The sequence below is a fragment of the Phenylobacterium sp. genome (genome assembly GCF_031984885.1).
In the GTDB taxonomy this organism is placed as follows: domain Bacteria; phylum Pseudomonadota; class Alphaproteobacteria; order Caulobacterales; family Caulobacteraceae; genus Phenylobacterium.
Genome location: NZ_DAMABV010000001.1, coordinates 249704 through 269204, shown reverse-complemented (window position 1 = coordinate 269204; position 19501 = coordinate 249704). Strand labels below are relative to the sequence as shown.

The 19501-nt window shown below is 71.3% G+C and carries 21 protein-coding genes; 9 read left to right on the top strand and 12 right to left on the bottom strand.

Annotated elements, in window-relative coordinates; genetic code table 11:
* The 3 genes from RTL41_RS01325 to RTL41_RS01315 form a co-directional block, all read right to left on the bottom strand.
* Window positions 1–1059 (bottom strand): methyltransferase domain-containing protein, encoded by a 1059-nt coding sequence (locus RTL41_RS01325; protein WP_312160549.1) that lies wholly within the window; start codon window positions 1057–1059, stop codon window positions 1–3.
* A gap of 204 nt (window positions 1060–1263) precedes the next feature.
* Complete coding sequence (locus tag RTL41_RS01320; protein WP_312160547.1) at window positions 1264–1902, bottom strand: VOC family protein; 639 nt, start codon at window positions 1900–1902, stop codon at window positions 1264–1266.
* A complete protein-coding gene (locus tag RTL41_RS01315) occupies window positions 1902–2420 on the bottom strand; it encodes a hypothetical protein (RefSeq protein WP_312160545.1) in 519 nt (172 codons plus the stop codon). Before RTL41_RS01315 ends, RTL41_RS01320 begins: the two co-directional genes overlap by 1 nt.
* Before the next feature lie 155 nt (window positions 2421–2575).
* Between RTL41_RS01315 and RTL41_RS01310 the strand changes: the two genes are divergently transcribed.
* The gene (locus RTL41_RS01310) at window positions 2576–3511 is read left to right on the top strand and encodes a nitronate monooxygenase (protein ID WP_312160543.1); all 936 of its coding nucleotides are present in this window, start codon (window positions 2576–2578) and stop codon (window positions 3509–3511) included.
* On the opposite strand, the gene RTL41_RS01305 is transcribed toward RTL41_RS01310, so the two are convergent.
* Entirely contained in the window at window positions 3508–3891 is a 384-nt protein-coding gene (locus tag RTL41_RS01305; protein WP_312160541.1) for a hypothetical protein, read from the bottom strand. The genes RTL41_RS01310 and RTL41_RS01305 overlap by 4 nt on opposite strands.
* 85 nt (window positions 3892–3976) lie before the next feature.
* On the opposite strand from RTL41_RS01305, the gene RTL41_RS01300 reads away from it, so the two are divergent.
* The 3 genes from RTL41_RS01300 to RTL41_RS01290 are packed head-to-tail and all read left to right on the top strand — an operon-like array spanning window position 3977 to window position 7268.
* The gene (locus RTL41_RS01300; RefSeq protein ID WP_312160539.1) at window positions 3977–4966 is read left to right on the top strand and encodes a YafY family protein; all 990 of its coding nucleotides are present in this window, start codon (window positions 3977–3979) and stop codon (window positions 4964–4966) included.
* Between the two features lie 2 nt (window positions 4967–4968).
* On the top strand, window positions 4969–5469 hold the full coding sequence (gloA, locus tag RTL41_RS01295; RefSeq protein ID WP_312160537.1) for a lactoylglutathione lyase: 501 nt from the start codon (window positions 4969–4971) through the stop codon (window positions 5467–5469).
* A gap of 59 nt (window positions 5470–5528) precedes the next feature.
* Window positions 5529–7268: a hypothetical protein gene (locus tag RTL41_RS01290; protein WP_312160534.1), complete on the top strand. Its 1740-nt coding sequence runs from the start codon at window positions 5529–5531 to the stop codon at window positions 7266–7268.
* A 156-nt stretch (window positions 7269–7424) separates the two neighbouring features.
* On the opposite strand, the gene RTL41_RS01285 is transcribed toward RTL41_RS01290, so the two are convergent.
* Genes RTL41_RS01285 through RTL41_RS01275 form a run of 3 tightly spaced genes read right to left on the bottom strand, consistent with a single transcriptional unit; the run spans window position 7425 to window position 12642 of the window.
* Entirely contained in the window at window positions 7425–8444 is a 1020-nt protein-coding gene (locus RTL41_RS01285; RefSeq protein WP_312160532.1) for a serine hydrolase, read from the bottom strand.
* Between the two features lie 51 nt (window positions 8445–8495).
* Window positions 8496–11582, bottom strand: coding sequence for an efflux RND transporter permease subunit (locus tag RTL41_RS01280; protein WP_312160531.1), 3087 nt, complete (start codon window positions 11580–11582; stop codon window positions 8496–8498).
* Window positions 11583–11586: 4 nt separating this feature from the next.
* Window positions 11587–12642 (bottom strand): efflux RND transporter periplasmic adaptor subunit, encoded by a 1056-nt coding sequence (locus RTL41_RS01275; protein ID WP_312160530.1) that lies wholly within the window; start codon window positions 12640–12642, stop codon window positions 11587–11589.
* Between the two features lie 139 nt (window positions 12643–12781).
* Between RTL41_RS01275 and RTL41_RS01270 the strand changes: the two genes are divergently transcribed.
* The gene (locus RTL41_RS01270) at window positions 12782–13411 is read left to right on the top strand and encodes a TetR/AcrR family transcriptional regulator (protein ID WP_312160528.1); all 630 of its coding nucleotides are present in this window, start codon (window positions 12782–12784) and stop codon (window positions 13409–13411) included.
* Here the strand turns inward: RTL41_RS01270 and RTL41_RS01265 are convergent.
* Entirely contained in the window at window positions 13408–13611 is a 204-nt protein-coding gene (locus RTL41_RS01265) for a hypothetical protein (protein WP_312160526.1), read from the bottom strand. The genes RTL41_RS01270 and RTL41_RS01265 overlap by 4 nt on opposite strands.
* A 139-nt stretch (window positions 13612–13750) precedes the next feature.
* Between RTL41_RS01265 and RTL41_RS01260 the strand changes: the two genes are divergently transcribed.
* The gene (locus RTL41_RS01260; RefSeq protein WP_312160524.1) at window positions 13751–14614 is read left to right on the top strand and encodes a dienelactone hydrolase family protein; all 864 of its coding nucleotides are present in this window, start codon (window positions 13751–13753) and stop codon (window positions 14612–14614) included.
* Here the strand turns inward: RTL41_RS01260 and RTL41_RS01255 are convergent.
* Together RTL41_RS01255 and fghA are read right to left on the bottom strand one after the other, a co-directional pair.
* On the bottom strand, window positions 14611–15426 hold the full coding sequence (locus RTL41_RS01255; RefSeq protein ID WP_312160522.1) for a sugar nucleotide-binding protein: 816 nt from the start codon (window positions 15424–15426) through the stop codon (window positions 14611–14613). The genes RTL41_RS01260 and RTL41_RS01255 overlap by 4 nt on opposite strands.
* A 93-nt stretch (window positions 15427–15519) precedes the next feature.
* Entirely contained in the window at window positions 15520–16353 is an 834-nt protein-coding gene (fghA, locus tag RTL41_RS01250; RefSeq protein WP_312160520.1) for an S-formylglutathione hydrolase, read from the bottom strand.
* A gap of 98 nt (window positions 16354–16451) precedes the next feature.
* Between fghA and RTL41_RS01245 the strand changes: the two genes are divergently transcribed.
* The 3 genes from RTL41_RS01245 to RTL41_RS01235 all read left to right on the top strand — a co-directional run bounded on the left by RTL41_RS01245 (window position 16452) and on the right by RTL41_RS01235 (window position 18071).
* Window positions 16452–16976 (top strand): GNAT family N-acetyltransferase, encoded by a 525-nt coding sequence (locus tag RTL41_RS01245; protein ID WP_312160518.1) that lies wholly within the window; start codon window positions 16452–16454, stop codon window positions 16974–16976.
* An 85-nt stretch (window positions 16977–17061) separates the two neighbouring features.
* Entirely contained in the window at window positions 17062–17649 is a 588-nt protein-coding gene (locus RTL41_RS01240; RefSeq protein WP_312160517.1) for a beta/gamma crystallin-related protein, read from the top strand.
* Window positions 17649–18071 (top strand): META domain-containing protein, encoded by a 423-nt coding sequence (locus tag RTL41_RS01235; RefSeq protein ID WP_312160515.1) that lies wholly within the window; start codon window positions 17649–17651, stop codon window positions 18069–18071. Before RTL41_RS01240 ends, RTL41_RS01235 begins: the two co-directional genes overlap by 1 nt.
* A gap of 1 nt (window position 18072) precedes the next feature.
* Here the strand turns inward: RTL41_RS01235 and RTL41_RS01230 are convergent, their stop codons facing one another.
* Window positions 18073–18465 (bottom strand): DUF202 domain-containing protein, encoded by a 393-nt coding sequence (locus RTL41_RS01230; protein ID WP_312160513.1) that lies wholly within the window; start codon window positions 18463–18465, stop codon window positions 18073–18075.
* Window positions 18466–18561: 96 nt separating this feature from the next.
* The gene (locus RTL41_RS01225) at window positions 18562–19416 is read right to left on the bottom strand and encodes a LysR family transcriptional regulator (protein WP_312160511.1); all 855 of its coding nucleotides are present in this window, start codon (window positions 19414–19416) and stop codon (window positions 18562–18564) included.
* Window positions 19417–19501: the final 85 nt, after the last annotated feature.

Here is a 19501-nt window from a genome sequence, read left to right as displayed (position 1 = left end):
CTAGGGCCGCACGTCGAACACCAGGTTGAACGGCGTCTCGGTGGCGCGCTTGAAGTGGGTGAAGCCGGCGTCCTCGGCCACCTGCCGCAGCCGCTTCTCGCCGGCCTGGGCGCCCAGGCCAAGGCCCACCTCCTGGCTCAGCGAGGCCGGGGTGCAGATCATCGTCGAGGCCGAATAGAAGATCCGCCCGAACGGGTTGAGGTTGTCGGCCAGCTCGTCGTTGGCGAACGGCTCGACCAGCAGCCAGGTCCCGTCCGGCGCCAGGCTCTCGCGGATGTGCCTGGCCGCCCCGACCGGATCGCCCATGTCGTGCAGGGCGTCGAAGATGGCGACCATGTCGTAGGCGCCGCCGTTGAAGTCCTTGGCGCTGGCGACCTCGAACGTCACCCGGTCCTCGACCCCGGCCTCCCTGGCCGCCTCCCGCGCCCGCTCGATCGACGGCCCGTGATAGTCGAAGCCGTAGAACCGCGAGTTCGGATAGGTCTTGGCCATCAGCACGGTCGAGGCGCCGTGCCCGCAGCCGACGTCGGCGACCCGCGCCCCGGCCTTCAGCCGGCCTTCCACGCCGTCCAGCGCCGGGATCCATTCGGTGGTCAGATGGGCGTTGTAGCCGGGCCGGAAGAACCGCTCGGTGCCGCGGAACAGGCAGACGTCGTGCTCGTGCCAGCCCAGGCCCTTGCCGCTCTTGAACACCGCGGTGACCTTGGGCTCGTCGCGGAACATCGCGGCCAGCACCTCGAAGCCGCCGGCCATGAACGCCGGTCCGGCCTCGTCGGCGAACACCATCGCCTGTTCGGGGGTGAGGTAGAACTCGGCCTTCACCGGGTCGTACTCGACATATCCGGAGGCCGCCTGGGCGGCGAGCCATTCGCGGACGTAGCGTTCGGTGGTGCCGGTCGCCGCGGCGAGCTTGAGCGAGGTGGTCGGGCCGCCCTCGGCCATCGCCTTGTAGAGCCCCAGCTTGTCGCCGAGGATCACCAGGGCCGCGGAGATCGCCGCCCCCATGTCGCCGAGCATCTTGCCTTGGAACGCTTCCAGTCTGGATTGATCGACTTGCACCTGACCCTCCTTCTGATTGCGGGGCGTGCATTCGGATGACGATGTTCTGTCACCGCGCGCCGGCGGTTTGAAGACATCAGGCCGTGCGTGCATCGCGTTCTGATTGCGGGCGTCGTGGGCTCAGGTCCGCAGAGGCGCCGGGGCCATGCTCGAGGCCCTGAAATACGTGTCGCCGGCCTGGCTGGCGGACGCGACCGATGCGGGTCAGCCGGCGACGTGATCGCGTGACGACAGCCGCACGGCGCCCTTGGGGGTGTCGAGGTCGGCGGTGATCGCGGGCGGCCCGGTCTCCACCTGCGCCTCGACGTCCAGCCGCTCCAGCAGCGGGCGCAGGCTCCAGGCTTCCGGATGCGACAGGGTCAGCGAGGTCAGGCGGCACGCCTCGCCGGCGTTCTCGGCCGGATGCGGACTGTCGCCCCAGTCGATGAAGAACGGCACGAGCGGGCCGTAGGCGTGGCCGGCGGGAATCAGCAGCCGCCAGCGCACCAGTCGCCCGCTGGGCAGGCGGCGCGACATCGGAATGATCCCGGCGTGCGGCAGGCCGCCCTGCTCCAGCTTGGCGGCGACGCGGTCGAGCCGGTCGGTGGCCACGGCGAAGGTGTGCAGGGTCGGCGCGGGCAGGGCGCTCAGCGCCGCGGCCGGTCCGGGCTGCGGCGCCTGGGCCGGATCGGGGGCCAGGACCTCCAGATAGCTGCGGGCGCCCAGGCCCAGCACGGCGTTGCAGGTGCCGTTTCCGGGATGCGCCCCGCCCGGCGCGGCCTTGGCGCCGGTGCGGGCCTCGATGTCCCTGATCGCGCCGTCGAGGTCGGGCGCGGCCCAGACCAGGTGATCGAGCGCCGCCATCAGGAGGCGCGCCGGCGGAAGGCGAGGACGTTCTGCATGGCGTCGCCGTCCTCGTCGCCCTCGGGCGCTCGCGCCGCCTCGATGGTCGGCAGCCGCAGGACGTAGCCGCCCATGGCGAGCGCCTGGGCGACCAGGCAGGCGGCGGCCGGGAACGGCGCGCGCGGGGCGTCGGCCAGCAGCCAGGCCAGGTGCGCCTCCAGCCTCGGATAGTCCTCGGCCTGGGCGGCGGCGAACAGCGCCAGCACCGACTGTTCGTCGCGGGTGAGGCGGTAGGAGCCGGGGGCGGCCAGGGTGATCTTGCGGCGGCCTGAGACGCCCAGCTCGCGGACGAAGACCGACAGGGCGGTCAGCGCCTCCAAGCCCAGCGGCCCGCAGGCCTCCTCGAACTGGCGGCGGACCAGATGGCAGTCGCCGGCCCCGAAGGCGGCGGCGCGGAAGGCCCAGAGCAGCATGTGCTCGCCCTGGGACAGATCGCAGAGGCGGGCGTGATCGTCCTGCCGGGGGGCGTGCTGGGACATCGGTGGGCTCCTTGGACCGCCGTGACCGTATTGCTAGTGATAATGACTCGCAACAGTGAATCTGCAGCCTGGCCGATTTCGTGGCGAAGCGGGCGCTTGACGCCGCTGCGCCGCCGCCGCCCTATGGTTCAAACAAGCGTTTGGGAGGCGCCGCCGTGATCAAGACCCGCATCACCGAGATGCTTGGGATCCAGTATCCCATCGTCCAGGCGCCCATGGGCTGGATCGCCCGCTCGCAACTGGCCTCGGCGGTCTCCAACGCCGGCGGCCTCGGCGTCATCGAAACCTCGTCGGGCGAACTCGACGCCGTGCGCGAGGAGGTCAGGAAGATGCGCCAACTGACCGACAAGCCGTTCGGGGTGAACATCGCCCAGGCCTTCGTCCGCGATCCGGACATCGTCTCCTTCGTGGTCGACCAGGGCGTGAAGTTCGTCACCACCTCGGCCGGCGACCCCAACAGGTACTGCTCGGCGCTGAAGGCGGCGGGCCTGACCGTCTTCCATGTGGTGCCCTCGCTGGCCGCGGGGCTGAAGGCGATCGAGGCGGGCGTCGACGGCCTGGTGGTCGAGGGCGGCGAGGGTGGCGGCTTCAAGAACGCGCGCGACGTCTCCACCATGGTCCTCCTGCCGCTGGTCTGCTCGAAGGTGGACGTGCCGGTGATCGCCGCCGGCGGGATCACCGACGGCCGCTCGATGGCCGCGGCCTTCGCGCTGGGCGCCGAGGCGGTGCAGATGGGCACGCGCATGGTGTCGGCGGCCGAGAGCCCGGTGCACCGGAACTGGAAGGACGCCATCGTCGGCGCCAGGGAGACCGACACCGTCTTCCTCAACCGCTTCGGCCCGGGGCCGGCCCTGCGCGCCCTGCGCACGCAGAAGACCGGAACCTACGAGCGCGAGGGCGGCGACGGGGTGATGGGCGAGTTCGCCCACGCCAAGGAGATGTACTTCGGCGGCGACCTTGAAAAATCGATCCCGCTCACCGGCCAGGTCGCCGGCCGCATCGACGCGGTCAAGCCGGTGGCCCAGGTCATCGCCGAGACCGTCGCCGAGTTCGAGGAGACGGTGAAGGCGATGGGCAGGCGCTGGGGCTAGGCCGCCGCGCTCACCGGGCGAAAGCTCTCCTCGTCGAACAGGGCGTCCCAGTCGGCCCAGCGATCGGCCGCCTCGCGCAGGCGCGCGTCGTCGCGGACGGTGTGGACCTGGCCCTCGGCCTCGTCCCAGATCACCGTCAGGTCGGCCAGCCGATGGGCGCCTTCGCCCAGCTTGCCCTCGGCCTGAAGCTGCTCGATCATCTGCGGCGTGACGCGCAGCTTCAGGCGACCGCCCGACTGGCGCACCGCCACGTCGGCGTGGGTGATCACCTGGTCGATCATCTCGGCGCTGGCCGGGACCAGCGGGCGGCGGGCCTCGAACAGGAACAGCGGGTCGGCGTAGGAACGGCGAAACGGGGTCACTCGGGCGGCGGCGGGCATCGGGAAGCTCCTTTCCTATCGGCAGGTTCTTGATAAGGTGCCGATGCGTCAAAATCGGACGTATGTTTGTTCCGGATAAGTTCTCATGCGTCACGAGAAGGCCGCGCGCCTGCTGGATCTGGCCCGGATGCTGGCCTCGTCCGCCGAGGGGCTGACCCTGGACGAGATGGCCGAGCGCCTCGGCGTCGGCCGCCGCACGGCCGAGCGCATGCGCGACGCGGTCCGCGAGGCCTTTCCGCAGCTTGAGGAGGTCGACGACCCGCCGACCCGCCGTTTCCGCATTCCGGCAGGCCTGGACGGCATCTTCCAGGCGCCCAGCGCCGACGAGTTCGCCGCCCTGCGCGCCGCGGCCGAGCAGTTCAGGGCGGCGGGATCGCGCAACCGGGCCGGCGCCCTGCTGTCGCTGGAGCAGAAGGTGCTCTCGGCGATCCGCGCCGGCGCCCGCCGCAAGCTGGCCCCCGACCTCGAGGCGCTGCTGGAGGCCGAGACCATGGCCATCCACGCCGGTCCACGGCCCTTCGAGGACGAGGAGGTGCTGGGCGCCGTGCGCGAGGCGATCAAGTCGCTGCGCCGCCTGCGCCTGCGCTACGAGGGCGGCTCCTCGCCCGGGCGGGTGCGCGAGATCACCCCCTTCGGCCTGCTGTTCGGGCGCTCCAACTACCTGGTCGGGGGCGAGGGCGATTCCCCCGAGCCGCGCACCTGGCGCCTAGACCGCATCCGCGACATCGAGGTGTCGGAGACGGCCGGCAGCCGGCCCGAGGGCTTCTCGCTGCAGGCGTTCATGAACCGCAGCTTCGGCATCTACCAGGACGAGATCGAGGACGTGGTCCTGCGGGTCTTCCCGCACGGCGCGGAGGAGGCGATGGGCTGGCGCTTCCACCCGACCCAGTCGATCGAGCCGCAGCCGGACGGCTCGGTGCTGGTCCGCTTTACCGCCGGGGGCATGCGCGAACTGGCCTGGCACCTGTTCACCTGGGGCGACAAGGTGGAAATCATCGCGCCCCAGCGGCTAAGGAGCGTCATGCGCGAGGAACTGGCCGTGGCGGCCAGGGCCCACGGCCTGAAGGACACCTGAAGATGAGCGACACCGACGGCTTCGTGCTGAACCAGACCATGCTGCGGATCAAGGATCCGGCCAGGACCGTGCCCTTCTACCGCGACGTGCTCGGCATGACCTTGCTGGACCGCTACGACTTCGAGGCGGCGAAGTTCTCGCTCTACTTCATGGGCTATCCCGGCGGCGCGATCCCGACCGATCCGGCCGAGCGCGTGAAGTGGGTGTTCGAACAGCCCGCCCTGCTGGAGTTCACCCACAACTGGGGGACCGAGGAGGATGCGGACTTCGCCTATCACGACGGCAATTCCGACCCGCGGGGCTTTGGCCACATCGGGATCTCGGTTCCCGACGTCGAGGCCGCCTGCGCCCGCTTCGAGGACCTCGGCGTCACGTTCGTCAAGCGCCCGAACGACGGCGCCATGAAGGGCCTGGCCTTCATCAGGGACCCGGACGGCTACTGGATCGAGATCTTCTCGGGGGCGAACCTTCGCGGCCTGATCACCGCGGTGCGTGCGAGCTAAGTTCGCCTTTCCGCGTTTTCCCTATCGGCCTAAGCCATGGCCATCAGCGGGAGCCGACGATGCCTGTCCTGACCCCTCGGGCCGACGGCCTGGTCGAGAGCGCCGCGCCGGTGCTGCTGCCGGTGATGGCGCCGCGTCTGCAGGGCGAGCTGTCGGCGGAGGGGTTCGGCGACCTGGCCCTGTGGGGCGAGGGGGACCTGGGGCGTATCCGCTTCACGCCGCTGGCCGGCCCCTATGTCTACGGCCCCAACATGCTGACCGCGCCCGGCGGCGGAATCCATGCGGCCCAGGAGGCGCCGGTGATGGTCGTGCTCGGCGCGGCCTATCGCGGCTTCACCCCGGCCCGGCGCTGCGCCTCCTGGGACCGGACGCAGCATCCCAAGACCGTGGTCCGCCGGGAAAAGACCCGCCGCCGCATCGACCTGCCCTGGGCCAGCGTGCTGATCGAGCAGCGCGGCGCAGACCTGGTGATCGCGGCCGGCGCCGACCTCGCCGAGGCCGAGTGGGCGCTGCACTTCTCCGTGGAGACGATCGTCGCCGAAGCGCGGGCCTACGCCGCCCATTGCGACCGCCTGCCCGAGGCCGACCCGATGCTGCGCAGCATGGTGATCCAGGGCGCGCACGCCGGGCTCTCCAGCGTCCGTCGCGACGAGCGGGGCCGTTTCGACGGCCTGGCCGCCGGGCTGCACTATTCGACCCCCGCGCGCACCTACTACCGCGACGGCTACTGGACGCTGCAACTGCTGCTGCAGGCCGCCCCGGCCATGGTCCACGAAGAGATCGAGATGCTGGCCTCGGGCGTGCAGCCGGACGGCGAGGCGCCCAGCGGCGTCATCGTCTCCGGTCCCGAACAGGCCAAGTCCTGGGAGGAGCTGCGCACCACGGTGTTCGGCCTGGACTGGATCCACACGCGCTCGAACGACTGGTGGAGCGATCACTTCGACTCGCCGCTGTTCTTCATCCTGGCCATCGGCGACTACGAGCGGACGAGCGGAGACGACGAGCCGGCCGAACGTCACTGGCCGCTGATCAAGGCGATCGTCGAACGCTATCGCGGGTTCAGCGAGCATGGCCTGCCCGTGAAGCCGCGGCACGACCGCGACTGGGCCGACAACGTCTATCGCGGCGGCTACGTGGCCTACGACCTGGGGCTCTGGGTGGGCGCGCTCGACGTCGTCGCCCGGCTGGGGCGCAAGATCGACCCGCAGCTCTCGGGCGAGGCGCGGATCCTGGCCGCCTCCAGCCGCGAGGCCATCGATGCGGCCTTGTGGCGCGAGGACGGCTGGTACGCCGACTATCACGCCCCGCCGGGCCTGGCCGAGGTCGAGCCGGTGCTGGAGGACCATCTGACGCTCGACAGCCTGACCCTGCTGCGCCACGACGCGGTCCCGCCGGACCGCGCGCTCAAGGTGCTGGAAGCCGTGCGCGCCAGGCTGGAGAGCCGCCACAACCAGGCCCAGGGCTTCGGCGACTGGGGGACGATGTGCTGCTTCCCGCCGTTCCGGCACAAGGCCGACACCCGCTCGAAGTCGGCCTTCGCCTATCGCTACCACAACGGTTCGGACTGGCCCTGGCTGTCGGGCCTGTACGCCGAGGAGCGCCTGCGCCGCGGCCTGCCCGGCTGGCGCTATCCGATGCTGCGCTGGTGGGAGACCTGCCTGGAGCAGGGCTGGATGGGCGCGGTCGAATACTTCGCCCCGCCCTGGGGCCGCGGCTCGCTGCTGCAGGGCTGGTCGGGCATGCCGGCCGCCGTGGCGCTGAAGTACCGCGACGTGGTGCTGAAGGGCGATCCCGGCTGAGGCGACTGGCCCGAGCCGGCCGCCACATCTGAACTTGTCATCCCGGCTTCGGCGCAGCCGAAGACCGGGACCCATGAACACCGGATTCCGTCAGGCTCCTGCAAACGTCGCCAGGCGGCGCGAATGGGTCCCGTCGCGAAGAACTGGCGGCTCCCGTCACCGAAAGCAGTCCACCGCCTCTCCGACCCAGGCCTTCAGCGCGTCCTTCTTCTCGAGCGGCGTCGCCCCATGGCGCACCAGGATCAGGTCGAGGTCGGGAACCAGCACCGTGTACTGGCCGTCATAGCCGTTGGCCGAGAACGAGCCCGGGCCGGCGATGTCCAGCCACCAGTGCGCGCCATAGCGCCCCTCGACGGCGCCCTCCTGCTGGTAGGTCGGCGTGCGGGCGTAGTCGACCCAGCCCTCGGGCAGCAGCCGGCGGCCGTCCCACACCCCGTCGCGCAGATAGAGCAGGCCGAACCGCGCGAAGTCCCGCGCGCTGGCGTAGCAGAACGACGAGCCGATGAAGGTCCCGGCCGCATCGAACTTCGGCTTGGGCGTCTTCATCCCCAGCGGTTCGAACAGCCGCTCGGTCATGAAGGCCTTCAGGTCGCCGCCGGCCGCGGCCCCGGCGATCCGCGCGACGATGTTGCTCGTACCGCTGGCATAGGACCAGAAGGCGCCGGGCGCGTGCTCCAGCGGCTGGCTGGCGGCGTAGTGGGCGACGTCGCCCTTGCCCGACTGGAACAGCATCTCGATCACGTCCGAGACGCTGCCGGGCGCATAGTCCTCGATGAACTTCAGCCCGCTCGACATGCGCAGCAACTGGTCCAGCGTGATCGCCGCGCGCGGGTCGCCCGGCGCCGCCCACTCCGGAACCTTGGCCGGCGCGTGGATGTCCAGCTTGCCGTCCAGCACCAGCATGCCGACCAGGGCCTGGGTGATGCTCTTGGCCTTGGACCAGGACGGATAGGTCGCGTCCGGGCCATGGCCCTCGCCATAGCGCTCGAAGATCAGCTTGCCGCCCTGGACGATGGCCAGGGCGTGGGTCTCGCCGACCTCGTCGCCCTCGAAGGCCTGCGCCAGCAGCGCCTCGAACCGCTCGCGCTTCAGCGAGGGGGGCAACTCGCCGGTCGGCCAGGCCTCCGTGGGCCATTGGACGTCGGCGGGCTGGGCGGGCAGGGGGGCCAGGGTCATGGCGCGAGACTGGCCGGAATGGGCGGCTTTGTCATCCGCCGGCCGCGCGCTTCAGGCCGCTTGCGCCTCCAGCTCCTGCAGGTCGGAGCTCGGCTTCTCTTCGCTGCGCGAGAGCAGCAGATAGGTCACCGGCGTCGCCACCCGGCTGAGGAAGGTCGAGGTGACCAGTCCGCCGATGATGGCGATGGCCAGCGGCGAATAGAGCCCCGAGCCCTCCAGGGCCAGCGGCGTCAGGCCGCCGATCGCGGTGACCGAGGTCAGCAGCACCGGCAGGAAGCGCACCTCGCCGGCCCTCTCGATCGCCTCGCGCAGGCCCATCCCGCCCTTGCGCAGTTGCTCGGTGAAGTCGACCAGCAGGATCGAATTCTTGATCTCGATGCCGATGAGCGCGATCAGCCCGATGGTGGCGGTGAAGGACAGCGAATGGCCGGTCAGCCACAGGGCGGCGACCGCCCCGAACAGGCCGAGCGGGATCACCCCAGCCACCACCAGCGCCGTGCGGAACTTGCCGAACTCCAGCACCAGGATGGCCAGGATGCCGAACACCGCCACCAGGATCGCCGCGCCGAGGCCCGCGAAGCTCTCCGACTGCGCCTCGGCCTGGCCGCCGAACGAGAGCTGGTAGCCGGCCGGCATCGGCAGCTCCTTGGCCAGCCGTTGCTGCACCTCGGCGGTGACCTTCGAGGTCAGGGCTCCGGTCCGCACCTGCGAGGTCACGGTCACCGTCCGCTCGCGGTCGAAGCGGGTGATGCGCGCCGGGCTGGAGCGGAACTTCGGCTCGGCCACCGCCGCCAGCGGCGCCGACTGGCCGCCGGCGGTCGGCACATAGACCTGCGACAGGGCCGAAAGCTCGTTGCGCTCGCCCATCGGCAGCCGCACCCGCACCGGATAGTCGTCGCCGTCCGGATCGCGGTAGCGGGCGGCGTCCTCGCCCGACAGCGCCAGCCGCGCGGTCCGCCGCGCCGCGCCGGCCGGCATGCCCAGGGCCGCGGCCTTGGCCTCGTTGATCCCCAGGTCGATGTCGGTGCGGTCCAGACGCAGCGGATTCTCCACGTCGCGGGTCCCGGGCGTCGCCTTCATGATCTGCTCGGCGCGGGCGGCCAGGGCCTTCAGCACCTCCAGGTTCTCGCCGGTGATCCGCACCGCCACCGGCGCCTCGATCGGCGGGCCGTTCTCGAAGGTGACGATGCTGATCTTCGCCCCCGGATAGCGGGCGAAGTCGGCGCGCAGGGCGTCCAGCACCTGCTCGCTCCTGCCGGGCTCCCAGGCCTTCAGGCTGGCGAACACCTCGCCATAGCTGGTCTGGGTCTCGCGCTGCTGCTGGTTGTAGAAGATCTGCGGATTGCCGCGGCCGAGGTTGGCGGCGGTCCATTCGACCTGCGGCGTCGCCTTCAGGCGCTTCTCGACATAGCGCAGCGCCTGGTCGGTCTTGGCCAGGGCCGCGCCGTCGGCGGCCTCCACCCGCACCAGGAACTGCGGGGTCTCGGCGGGCGGGAACAGGCTCGACCCGATGGCGCCCAGCATCGGCACGGCGGTGGCGCAGATCGCCCCGATGATCGCGATGGCGACCCAGGGCCGCGCCAGCGCCCGGTGCAGCACCGGCGTATAGAAGCGATGGATCGCGCCGTTGACGGCCTGCAGGATCGCGTTGCCCTCCGGCTCCTCGTGGCGCGAGAGCATGCGGCTGGCCAGGAACGGGATGATGGTCAGCGCCACCAGCAGCGAGGCGCCGACCGTGGCCAGCACCGTCACCGGCAGCGAGCGGATATAGGCGCCCGAGCCGCCGGGCAGGGCCAGCAGCGGCAGGAAGGCGAACATCAGCGTCGCCGTGCAGCCGATCACCGCCAGGGTGATCTGCCGCGTGCCGTTGATCGCCGCGTTGAGCCGGGTCTCGCCCTCGCGCAGGTGGCGGGCGATGTTCTCGGTGACGACGATGCTGTCGTCGACCAGCAGTCCCAGCGACAGCACGAAGCCGGCGATGGCGAGCTGGTTGACCGTGAAGCCCAGCGCCTGCAGCACCGACAGCCCGATCAGCAGCGACAGCGGGATCGACAGCATCACCACCCCGCCGGCGCGCAGGCCCAGCGGCAGCAGCGTCACCATCACCAGGCCCAGGGCCAGGCCGAAGTCGCGGAACAGCCGCGAGAGCCGGTGCTCGACGTTCTTGGCCTGGACGAAGCCGCGCTCCAGCTTCACGCCGGCCGGCAGGGTCTTCTGGAACGCGTCGAGCGCCTGGTCGACGCCCCTGGTCACCCGCGCGACGTCGGCGCCGTCCTTCTGGGCGACGGTGACGAACACCGCGCGCTGGCCGTTGAACCGCGTCAGGTGGTCGGCTTCCTGCTGGGCCCAGGAGACCTGCGCCACGTCCTTGACCCGCACCACCTGGCCGTCCTGCGCCCGCACCGGCGTGTCGGCCACGGTCGCCAGGTCGCGGAAGGCTCCGCCCGCCTTGACGTTGAAGCGGCGGTCGCCGGCATGGGCCGCGCCGACCGGCGTCTCGGCCCCGGCCGCGCGCAGGGCGTCGGCCACCGCGGTCGGCGGCAACTGCAGCGCCGCCAGCTTGGGAAGGTCCACCGCCACCCGCACCTCGGAGGGCGGCGCCCCCCAGTAGCGGGCCTCGCGCACGCCCGGGGTGCGGTCCAGCCGCTCGCGCAGATTGTCGGCCAGCTTCTCCAGCCGCCGCATGGGCAGGTGCTCGCTGACGAGCGCCACCTGGGCGATCGCCACCTCGGTGGTCCTTACGCGGCGCACTTCCAGCCGGGTCAGGCCGGCGGGCAGGTTGGGGCGCAGGGCGTTCACCTCGCGCACGACCTCGTCGTACTTGCGCTCGGGATTGACGCTCCAGTCGAACTCGACGCTGACCACGGCCGCGCCGTCCAGGCTGGTCGAGCTGATCTTGCTGACGTCGTCCAGCCCGTCGAGCACGTCCTCGATCGGGTCGGCGACCAGTTGCTCCATCTCGGCCGGCTCGGCGCCGGGCAGCACGGCGCGGACCACCACGACCGGAATCGGGAAATGCGGGTCCTCGGACCTGGGCGTGGTCAGCAGGGCGTTGAGCCCCAGCATGGCCAGCAGCGCGAAGGCCACCAGCGTGAACTGCCAGTTGCGGACCGCGAAGGCGGCGACGTCGAACCGCATGGCCTCAGCGTCCCGCCGCGGCGAGGTTCAGTTGGCTGGGATCGACCACCTGCACCTTCTCGCCGTCGCCGACGAAGCCGGCCCCGGCGGTGATCACCCTTGTTCCTGTCGGCAGGCCCGAAACCAGGGCGTCGTCGCCGTCGAAGCCGCCGAAGGCCACCGCGCGGCGCCGGGCCACGTCCTTGTCGATCACCAGTACGAAGGCCTGCTTGCCGTCGGCCTCCAGGATCGCCTCGGCGGGCACGCGCGCCATCGGCGTCGTCGGCGCCGCGCCGACGGAGATCTCCGCCGTCGCCATCTGGCCCGAGCGCAGCGGGTGGGCGCCCAGCAGTTCGATCTCCACGTCCACGGCGCCGGTCTGCGGTCCGGCCCGCTCGCCCACCCGGCTGACACGACCGGGCACGACGGCGGGGAGACCGTCGATGCGCACGCTGGCGCTCTGGCCGACGCGGACGCGATTCACGTCGCGGTCGGCCAGGGGCGCGCGCAGGGTGAGCGGGCTGGTTTCGTCGGCGATGCGCAGCACCGCCTGACCCGGTTGCACGACCTCGCCCGACTGGGCCGTGCGTTGCAGGACGACGCCGTCGGCGGGCGAGACCAGCCTGGCCCAGCGCCGGTCGAACGCCGCCGATCCGGCCCTGGCCTGGGCGGCGCGCAGCGCGCTCTTGCGGTCGTCGAGACGCTGGGACGAGACGAAGCCCTTGTCGAACAGCGCCTGGTCGCGGGCGAGGTCCCGCTGCGCCCGCTCGACCTCGACGTCGGCCTGGGTCTGGGCCGCCGCCACGCCGGCAGGATCGAGGCTGGCCAGCACCTGGCCGGCCCGCACCACGTCGCCGTCATCGACGTTCAGCGCCGTGATCACCCCGCCGATGCGGAACGACAGCGTCATCTCGCGCCGGCGCTCCAGCGGCCCGGTCGCGGTGAGGACCGACCCGTCCGAGGGGCCGCGGACCGCCACCGCCTCGACCGAGGCGGGCGCCACGGCGTCGGCCGGCTTCTCGGCCTTCGAACAGGCGGTGGCGGCGGCCAGGCTGGCGGCCGCCGCCACTCCGGCGCGCACGAGGCGTGGTCTCAAAAAACGCCTGATACGCACCGGTGTCTCCAATAATCAATCAGTGATAGGTGATCAGTGATCGATAATGTGGGATTGTCAAGCGGGAGCGGCTTATGACAGGCATGCAGGAATGAATGCGCCGAGGTTGCGATCGCCGCGCAAGGCGAAGGGGCAGGGGGCCGAGCGGCGCGAGGAGATCCTCGCGGCGGCGCTCAGGCTGTTCACCGAGTTCGGGGTCTACGCCGTCTCGACCCGGCAGATCGCCCAGGCGGTCGGCATCTCGCAGCCGACCCTCTACGCTTATTTTCCGACCAAGGACGAAATCGGCCGGGAGCTCCAGGGCAGGGCCTTCGCCCTGCTGGCCCAAAGGCTGGCCTACGGCGATCGCGGTCCCGTCGACACGCCGGCGTGCTTCGCGCAGATGCTGCGCGTCTATGTCGACTTCGGCCTCGACAATCCGGACATGTACCGCATCGCCTTCATGTCCGAGGGGCAGCAGGTCAGGAACTGGTTGTCCGACGCCAAGGACGTCGGCCTGACCCCCGCGGTCCAGTCGACCTACGGGGTCATGCGCGGCGAGATCGCCAAGCTGCACGCCCGCGGCCTGACCATCGACCTCGATGTCGAGACCCTGACCCAGAGCGCCTGGACGGCGATGCACGGCCTGGTCTCGCTGCTGATCGCCAAGCCGGGCTTCCCGTGGGTCGAGCGCGAACACCTGATCGTCAGCCAGCTCGGCGTCGTCGCCCGCGGGATTTGGCGCGAGGATCGCTAGCTCGCCTCGCCCGCGTTCGCGACCACCTCCAGCCGCGGCGTCCCGGTCACCTCCAGGCGGATCTGGCCCCGCCCCGGCCGCGCCAGCCGGATCGGCGCGGCCTTCTCGTCCAGCCGCCGTCGCAGCAGGATCAGCCGGGTCTCCAGGTTGTCCTTCAGGCCCGGCAGGCGCAGTCCCGCCTCCAGCCGGTCATCGAGCATGCGGCGCGTCCGACCCTGCCCGCCCCCGACTTCGCCGAACTGGAGCGCCTGGGCCTGGCGGCGTGAGCCGGCTTCCCTCTCCGACATATCCGCGCAACAAATGCTGCGCTCCATGGACCGGCAGAGGGAGGCAACGCCAATGTGCGACGACGATATCCACCAGGGCCTGATCGAGGACCCCACCGTTTCGCGCCGAACCTTCGGCCTGATGACCGTCGCGGCGGCCGGCCTGTCCGCCGCCAGCGCGCACGCCGCGGTCCCGGTCGTCGAGAAGGACGTCGAGATCAAGACCCCGGACGGGCTCGCCGACGCGGCGCTCTACTATCCGGAAGGCAAGGGCGCATGGCCTGCGGTGCTGATCTGGCCCGACGTCGTCAGCCTGCGCCCGGTGTTCCGCGAGATGGGCAGGCGCCTGGCCGCCTCCGGCTATGTGGTGCTGGTCCCCAACCTCTATTATCGGGTCAAGAAGGCCCCGGTGGTCGAGGGCGGCTTCAACTTCGCCAACGCCGAGGACCGCGCCAAGCTGACGCCGCTCCGCGCCAGCGTGACGCCCGAAGGGACCGATCGCGATGCGGCGGCCTATCTGGCCTTCCTCGACGCGCAGCCGCAGACGGACAGGCAGAAGAAGGTCGGAACCCAGGGCTACTGCATGGGCGGGCCGCTCGCCTTCCGCACCGCCGGGGCGGTTCCGAACCGGGTCGGCGCCGTCGCCAGCTTCCACGGCGGCGGGCTCGTCACCGACGCCCCGACCAGCCCGCACCTGCTGCTGCCCCAGACCCACGCCCAGTACCTGGTCCTGGTCGCCGACAACGACGACAAGCAGGATCCGGCCGCCAAGGACAAGCTCAAGGCCGCGCTCGACGCCGCCAAGCTGAAGAGCCATGTCGAGGTCTATGACGGGGCCGCTCACGGCTGGACCGTCAAGGGCAGCCAGGTCTACAACGAGCCCGCCGCCGAAAGGGCCTGGGCCGAACTGCTGGCCCTCTACAAGAGCGCGCTCTAGGCGATCGCCATCGCCGGGCGGCGGACCTGGTCAAGCGCTGAGCGCAGCCGCACGTCGCCGGGTCGTCCCGGCGGCGACAGCGTCCGGCGCGAGATCGGTTGGAGCCTTGCGGTGTCGAGGCCCCGGGCCCGCGCCGCGTTGGCGATCAATTGGAACGGGGTCGTGTCGCGCTCGCCGGCCAGGTGGATCAGGCCGGCGAAGCCGTCGCCGGCCAGGGACAGCAGGGCGCGCGCCGCCGCGCTGGCGGTGATGGTGGTCCGGCGCTCGTCGTCGACCGCCGTCACGTGCTCGCCCCTGGCCAGCCGCTCCAGCGCGATGTGGAAGAAGTCCGGCCGTCCGCCGGGCTGGTCGTTCAGCACCCAGCCCAACCGCGCCACGCCGCCGCCGGCCGCGAGCACGGCGGCCTCCGCCTGCAGCTTCATCCGCCCGTAGGCGGTGGTCGGCGCGGGCGCGTCGTCCTCGAGATAGGGCGCGCCCTTGGTTCCGTCGAACACCTGGTCGGTCGAGGTGAACAGCAGCGTCCTGCCGCGGGTGCGGCACCATTCGGCGATGGTCGCCGTCGCCGCGACGTTCACGCGCCGGGCGCTGTCCTGCTCGCGCTCGACGCGGTCGGGCTTGGAGATCGCGGCCAGATGGATGATCCGGTCCGGGGCCAGGGCGTCCAGCAGCGGCGGCAGCGAAGCGGTGTCGGAGAGATCGTGGGCCATGCTGGACTGCGCGCCGCTCCGCGACAGGCGCATGAGCATCGGCCCGTCGCCGGCCGCGACCGCATGGGCGGCGCCGCCGATCAGGCCCGTGGCGCCGGTGATCAACCAACGCTCCGACGAAACCGTCCCACGACTCATGGTTAACGACACCACAAGGCGCGCCGGCTCACAAGTGTGCGGGTGGTGTACCTTCCGCGACTACAACCGGGCGGCGTGCCAGTCGATATGGTCGCCGACGAAGCTGGCGATGAAGAAGTACGAGTGGTCGTAGCCGTCCTGCAGGCGCAGGGTGAGGGCCGCGCCGCCGCTCGCCGCCGCGGCCTCCAGCAGTTCCGGCTTCAGTTGTTCGACCAGGAAACTGTCGCCGCCGCCCTGGTCGACCAGGATCTCGCGGCCGCGCGCCTTGCCGGCGGCGATCAGCAGCGCCGCGTCGTGTTCGGCCCAGGCCGTCTCGTCGGGGCCGAGATAGGCGCCCAGCGCCTTGCGCCCCCACGGGCAGCGGGTCGGCGAGGCGATCGGCGCGAAGGCCGACACCGTCTTGAACAGTTGCGGATGGCGCAGGGCCAGGGTCAGGGCCCCGTGCCCGCCCATCGAGTGGCCGAAGATCCCGCGCCGGGCGCCGTCCAGCGGGAAGGCCGCCTCGACCGCGGCGATCAGATCAAGGGCGACATAGGTCTCCATGCGGAAGTGCGGCGCCCAGGGGGCCTGCGTGGCGTCGACATAGAAGCCGGCGCCCTGGCCCAGGTCATAGGCGGGATCGTCGGCCACGCCTTCGCCGCGCGGGCTGGTGTCGGGGGCGACGATGGCCACGCCGGCCCTGGCCGCATAGGCGTAGGCCCCGGCCTTGGTGGTGAAGTTGTCCTCGGTGCAGGTCAGGCCCGACAGCCAGATCAGATAGGGGACCGGCCCTGTGGCCTCGCCCGGGACGAAGATCGAGAAGCGCATCGGCGTGCCGGTCGCCGCGCTGGCGTGCGAGGCGTAGCTCAGCGTCCCGCCATGGACCTTGTGCCGCTGATGGATTTCCACGCTCATCTCGACCGCCTTCCGCGCTGCCCAGCGCGTTCCATAACGCCCATGAGAACGGGAGGACAATCGATGTCGCCGCCATAGAGGCGGTGTATGGGTCGCCCATGACCTCGACACCCACCCTTCGCCGCCTGGCGGCGGCCGACATGCCGGCCGTCGCCGCCCTGCAGCTCGTCGCCTTCGCGCCGCTCTTCCATGAGCCGGAAGAGATCCTGGCCAGCCGCCTCGTCGTGGCGCCGACGCTGTGCTGGGGCGCGTTCCAGGGCGAGGGACTGCTCGCCTACATCCTCAGCCACCCCTGGCCGGCGGCCAGCCCGCCGCCGATCGGCACGAGGCTCGCCCCGCCGCCGCCTACCGACAACTGGTTCGTCCATGACCTGGCGATCGGCCCGGCCGCGCGGGGCCTGGGCCTCGGCCGCGCCCTGGTCGGCGCGGCGGCTGGCGCGGCCCTGGACTTCGGCCTGTCCCGCGGCGACCTCGTCGCCGTCCAGGGCGCCTGGCGGTTCTGGGAAAAGCTCGGCTATGCGGCGCAGGCCGACCTGCCCGAGCCGCTGCGCGCCAAGGTCGCCGGCTATGGCGAGGACGCCCGCTACATGACCGCCGACCTCGCCGCGCTGAAGGTCCGCTAGGCGAGCGCGGACGGCCCGCCGCGTCCCGGGAACTACGGCTGTGCTTGATCATTATTAGCCGCGACGGGCTCATCGGGAGGACTGCATGCTGTCTCGGATCATCCTGGCCTCGGCCGCGCTGCTGGCCCTGTCGGCGCCGGCCATGGCGCAGGACCGCATGGCGCCCAACGCCCAGCTTTTCTCGGGAACCAACTATCAGGGCCGCAGCGTGACGGTGGTGCGCGACACGCCGGTGATCGCGGCCACCTGGTCGCCGCGCAGCATCCGCATGGGCGGCGGCAGTTCCTGGGAGGTCTGCGAACTGCCCAACTTCCGCGGACGCTGCACCGTGCTCACCGGCTCCAGCGCCAATCTCCAGGCCCAGCTCGGGGTCAGCGGCGTGCGCTCGATCCGGGCCGCCCCGGGCGGGGCCACGCCCCTGCCGCAGCCGGTCCCCGGAGGCGACGGCGGCCGTTCGCTGAAGGGCATGGCGGCCGAGTTCTTCCCGGCCCCGGAAGCCCGCGGGCGCCGCATCAACGCCTGTGACCGCGAGGGCGGCAGCGCCGCCTGCATCACCCGCGAATCCGACAATTTCTGCAAATCCATGGGCTACGTCCGGTCCAAGAACGGCGCCGCCCAGACGGTTTCCGGCCGCATCTACCTGGCCGACGTCCTCTGCACACGGTGGAACTGATGCGTCTTCCTCCTGCCCTGGCCGGCTTGAGTCTCGCGGGCGTGGTCATGTCCGCCTGCGCGACCGCGCCGCCGCCCTCCTCCGGGGGCGGCGGCCCGCTGGTCGGCCCCGAATGGCGGCTGGAGGACCTGCTGGGCGGCGGGATCATCGACCGCTCGCACGTCACCCTGACCCTGGCCAAGGACGGCGCCGCCGCCGGCGCGGGCGGCTGCAACCGCTACTTCGGAACCTGGACCCGGAAGGGCGACCAACTGACGCTGGGCAAGATGGGCTCGACCATGATGGCCTGCGCCCCGTCGCTGATGGAGCAGGAGGGCAAGTACCTGAGGGCGCTGGAAACCGCCTCGGCCTACAGCTTCACCCCTGACGGCGCCCTGGTGATCGCCACCGCCGACGGGCCGCTGAAGTTCCGCAAGGACTAGCTCAGACCACGCGGCCGGCGATGCCGGCGAACAGGGCCACGCCGGCCAGCATCATGATCGCCGCGATGATCAGCGACGGGCGCCCCAGCCGGAACGACTCGGTGCGCTGGAGGTCCTTCAGGGTCATCCAGTAGCTGGCGACGCCCAGCACCATGGCGAGCGTGCCCATGCCGGCCAGGAACAGCCCGACCTGCTGGGGGCTGTCGGAGCGGGCGATGACGTCCTGCTTTGCGGCGGTCTCCAGGAACTTGTAGATGGTGAAGCTGAAGCTGAGCATCGACAGCGAGGTGCGGACCCAGGCCATCAGCGTCCGGTCCGCGGCCATCACGGTCCGCATCGTGCCCAGGTCGCTGGGCAGCATCGGGCGGGCCTTGCGCGGCGAGCGGTCGGTCATGGGCGGCTCCTTGGCGTGCGGCGAGCCAAACACCCAACGGCCCGCCCCGACATCGGGCGTTTCCCTGATCCCCGGCGCGGCCGGCGCCGAAGCTGGTCAGCCCGCCTCGGCGAACACCTCGCGCGCGGCCTGGACGAAGGCGCTGGGGCGCGCGGCCTCGCCCGCGTAGCAGAGCCCGATGATCCGGCGCGGCGAAAAGCCGTCCAGCCGCACGCGCGCCACGCCGGGGTCGCGATAGCTGTCGGGCATGACCGTGATCCCCAGGCCGGCCCGCACCAGGCTCAGCACCTTCTCGTCGCTGGTCCCGCGATAGCTGAAGAACGGCCGCACGCCGCGGTCGGTGAAGTAGCGGCTGGTCTGGGCCAACACCTCGCAATGCCGGCGCACCATCATCACCTCGTCGGCCAGGGCCTCGCCGTCCAGAACCTCGGCCCCGGCCAGGCGGTGGGCGGCGGGCAGGGCCAGGCCATAGCCCTCCTCGTGCAGGCGCTCGCTCTCGAAACGATCCGTGGACGGATTGATGGCGGTCAGGGCGACTTCCGCCCGGCCGCGGTCCAGCAGGCTGACCACCTCGCGCTCGGTTCCCTCCAGCAGTTCGATGCGTTCGGCGCCGGCCGGGCGGCGGGTGAGGATCTCCTCGATCAGCGCCGCCGGAATGGTCGACAGCACCGCCACGCGCAGCAGCTTGGCGGGGGCGACGCCTGACACCGCGGCCTGGGCGAGGTTGAACTCATGCTCGATGCGCCGGGCATGGACCAGCAGCCGGCTGCCGGCCTCGGTCAGGTGGACCCGGCGGTTGGTGCGGTCGAACAGCCGCGCCTGGAGCTGGGCCTCCAGCTTGGCGACGCCGGCCGACAGGGTGGGCTGGGCGACGTTCTCGCGCGCCGCCGCGCGGCTGAAGTTCCCGGTCTCCACGACGGCCAGGAAGTAGCGCAGCAGGTAACGGTCCATGATAGATGGCATCTATCATGTGCATCATGATCATTCAATTTTGTGGATTGTTCTTCGGCCGCTAGTTTTGCGAGGCTAGTTCCAG

What these genes read in the sequence shown, in the direction of transcription:
- fghA (WP_312160520.1), bottom strand. Translation starts at nt 16,353, where the DNA reads ATGAGCGTGGAAATCCATCAGCGGCACAAGGTCCATGGCGGGACGCTG.
- RTL41_RS01260 (WP_312160524.1), top strand. Translation starts at nt 13,751, where the DNA reads ATGTGCGACGACGATATCCACCAGGGCCTGATCGAGGACCCCACCGTT.
- RTL41_RS01315 (WP_312160545.1), bottom strand. Translation starts at nt 2,420, where the DNA reads ATGTCCCAGCACGCCCCCCGGCAGGACGATCACGCCCGCCTCTGCGAT.
- RTL41_RS01265 (WP_312160526.1), bottom strand. Translation starts at nt 13,611, where the DNA reads ATGCTCGATGACCGGCTGGAGGCGGGACTGCGCCTGCCGGGCCTGAAG.
- gloA (WP_312160537.1), top strand. Translation starts at nt 4,969, where the DNA reads ATGAGCGACACCGACGGCTTCGTGCTGAACCAGACCATGCTGCGGATC.
- RTL41_RS01225 (WP_312160511.1), bottom strand. Translation starts at nt 19,416, where the DNA reads ATGGACCGTTACCTGCTGCGCTACTTCCTGGCCGTCGTGGAGACCGGG.
- RTL41_RS01290 (WP_312160534.1), top strand. Translation starts at nt 5,529, where the DNA reads ATGCCTGTCCTGACCCCTCGGGCCGACGGCCTGGTCGAGAGCGCCGCG.
- RTL41_RS01280 (WP_312160531.1), bottom strand. Translation starts at nt 11,582, where the DNA reads ATGCGGTTCGACGTCGCCGCCTTCGCGGTCCGCAACTGGCAGTTCACG.
- RTL41_RS01230 (WP_312160513.1), bottom strand. Translation starts at nt 18,465, where the DNA reads ATGACCGACCGCTCGCCGCGCAAGGCCCGCCCGATGCTGCCCAGCGAC.
- RTL41_RS01240 (WP_312160517.1), top strand. Translation starts at nt 17,062, where the DNA reads ATGCTGTCTCGGATCATCCTGGCCTCGGCCGCGCTGCTGGCCCTGTCG.
- RTL41_RS01235 (WP_312160515.1), top strand. Translation starts at nt 17,649, where the DNA reads ATGCGTCTTCCTCCTGCCCTGGCCGGCTTGAGTCTCGCGGGCGTGGTC.
- RTL41_RS01245 (WP_312160518.1), top strand. Translation starts at nt 16,452, where the DNA reads ATGACCTCGACACCCACCCTTCGCCGCCTGGCGGCGGCCGACATGCCG.
- RTL41_RS01305 (WP_312160541.1), bottom strand. Translation starts at nt 3,891, where the DNA reads ATGCCCGCCGCCGCCCGAGTGACCCCGTTTCGCCGTTCCTACGCCGAC.
- RTL41_RS01300 (WP_312160539.1), top strand. Translation starts at nt 3,977, where the DNA reads ATGCGTCACGAGAAGGCCGCGCGCCTGCTGGATCTGGCCCGGATGCTG.
- RTL41_RS01285 (WP_312160532.1), bottom strand. Translation starts at nt 8,444, where the DNA reads ATGACCCTGGCCCCCCTGCCCGCCCAGCCCGCCGACGTCCAATGGCCC.
- RTL41_RS01320 (WP_312160547.1), bottom strand. Translation starts at nt 1,902, where the DNA reads ATGGCGGCGCTCGATCACCTGGTCTGGGCCGCGCCCGACCTCGACGGC.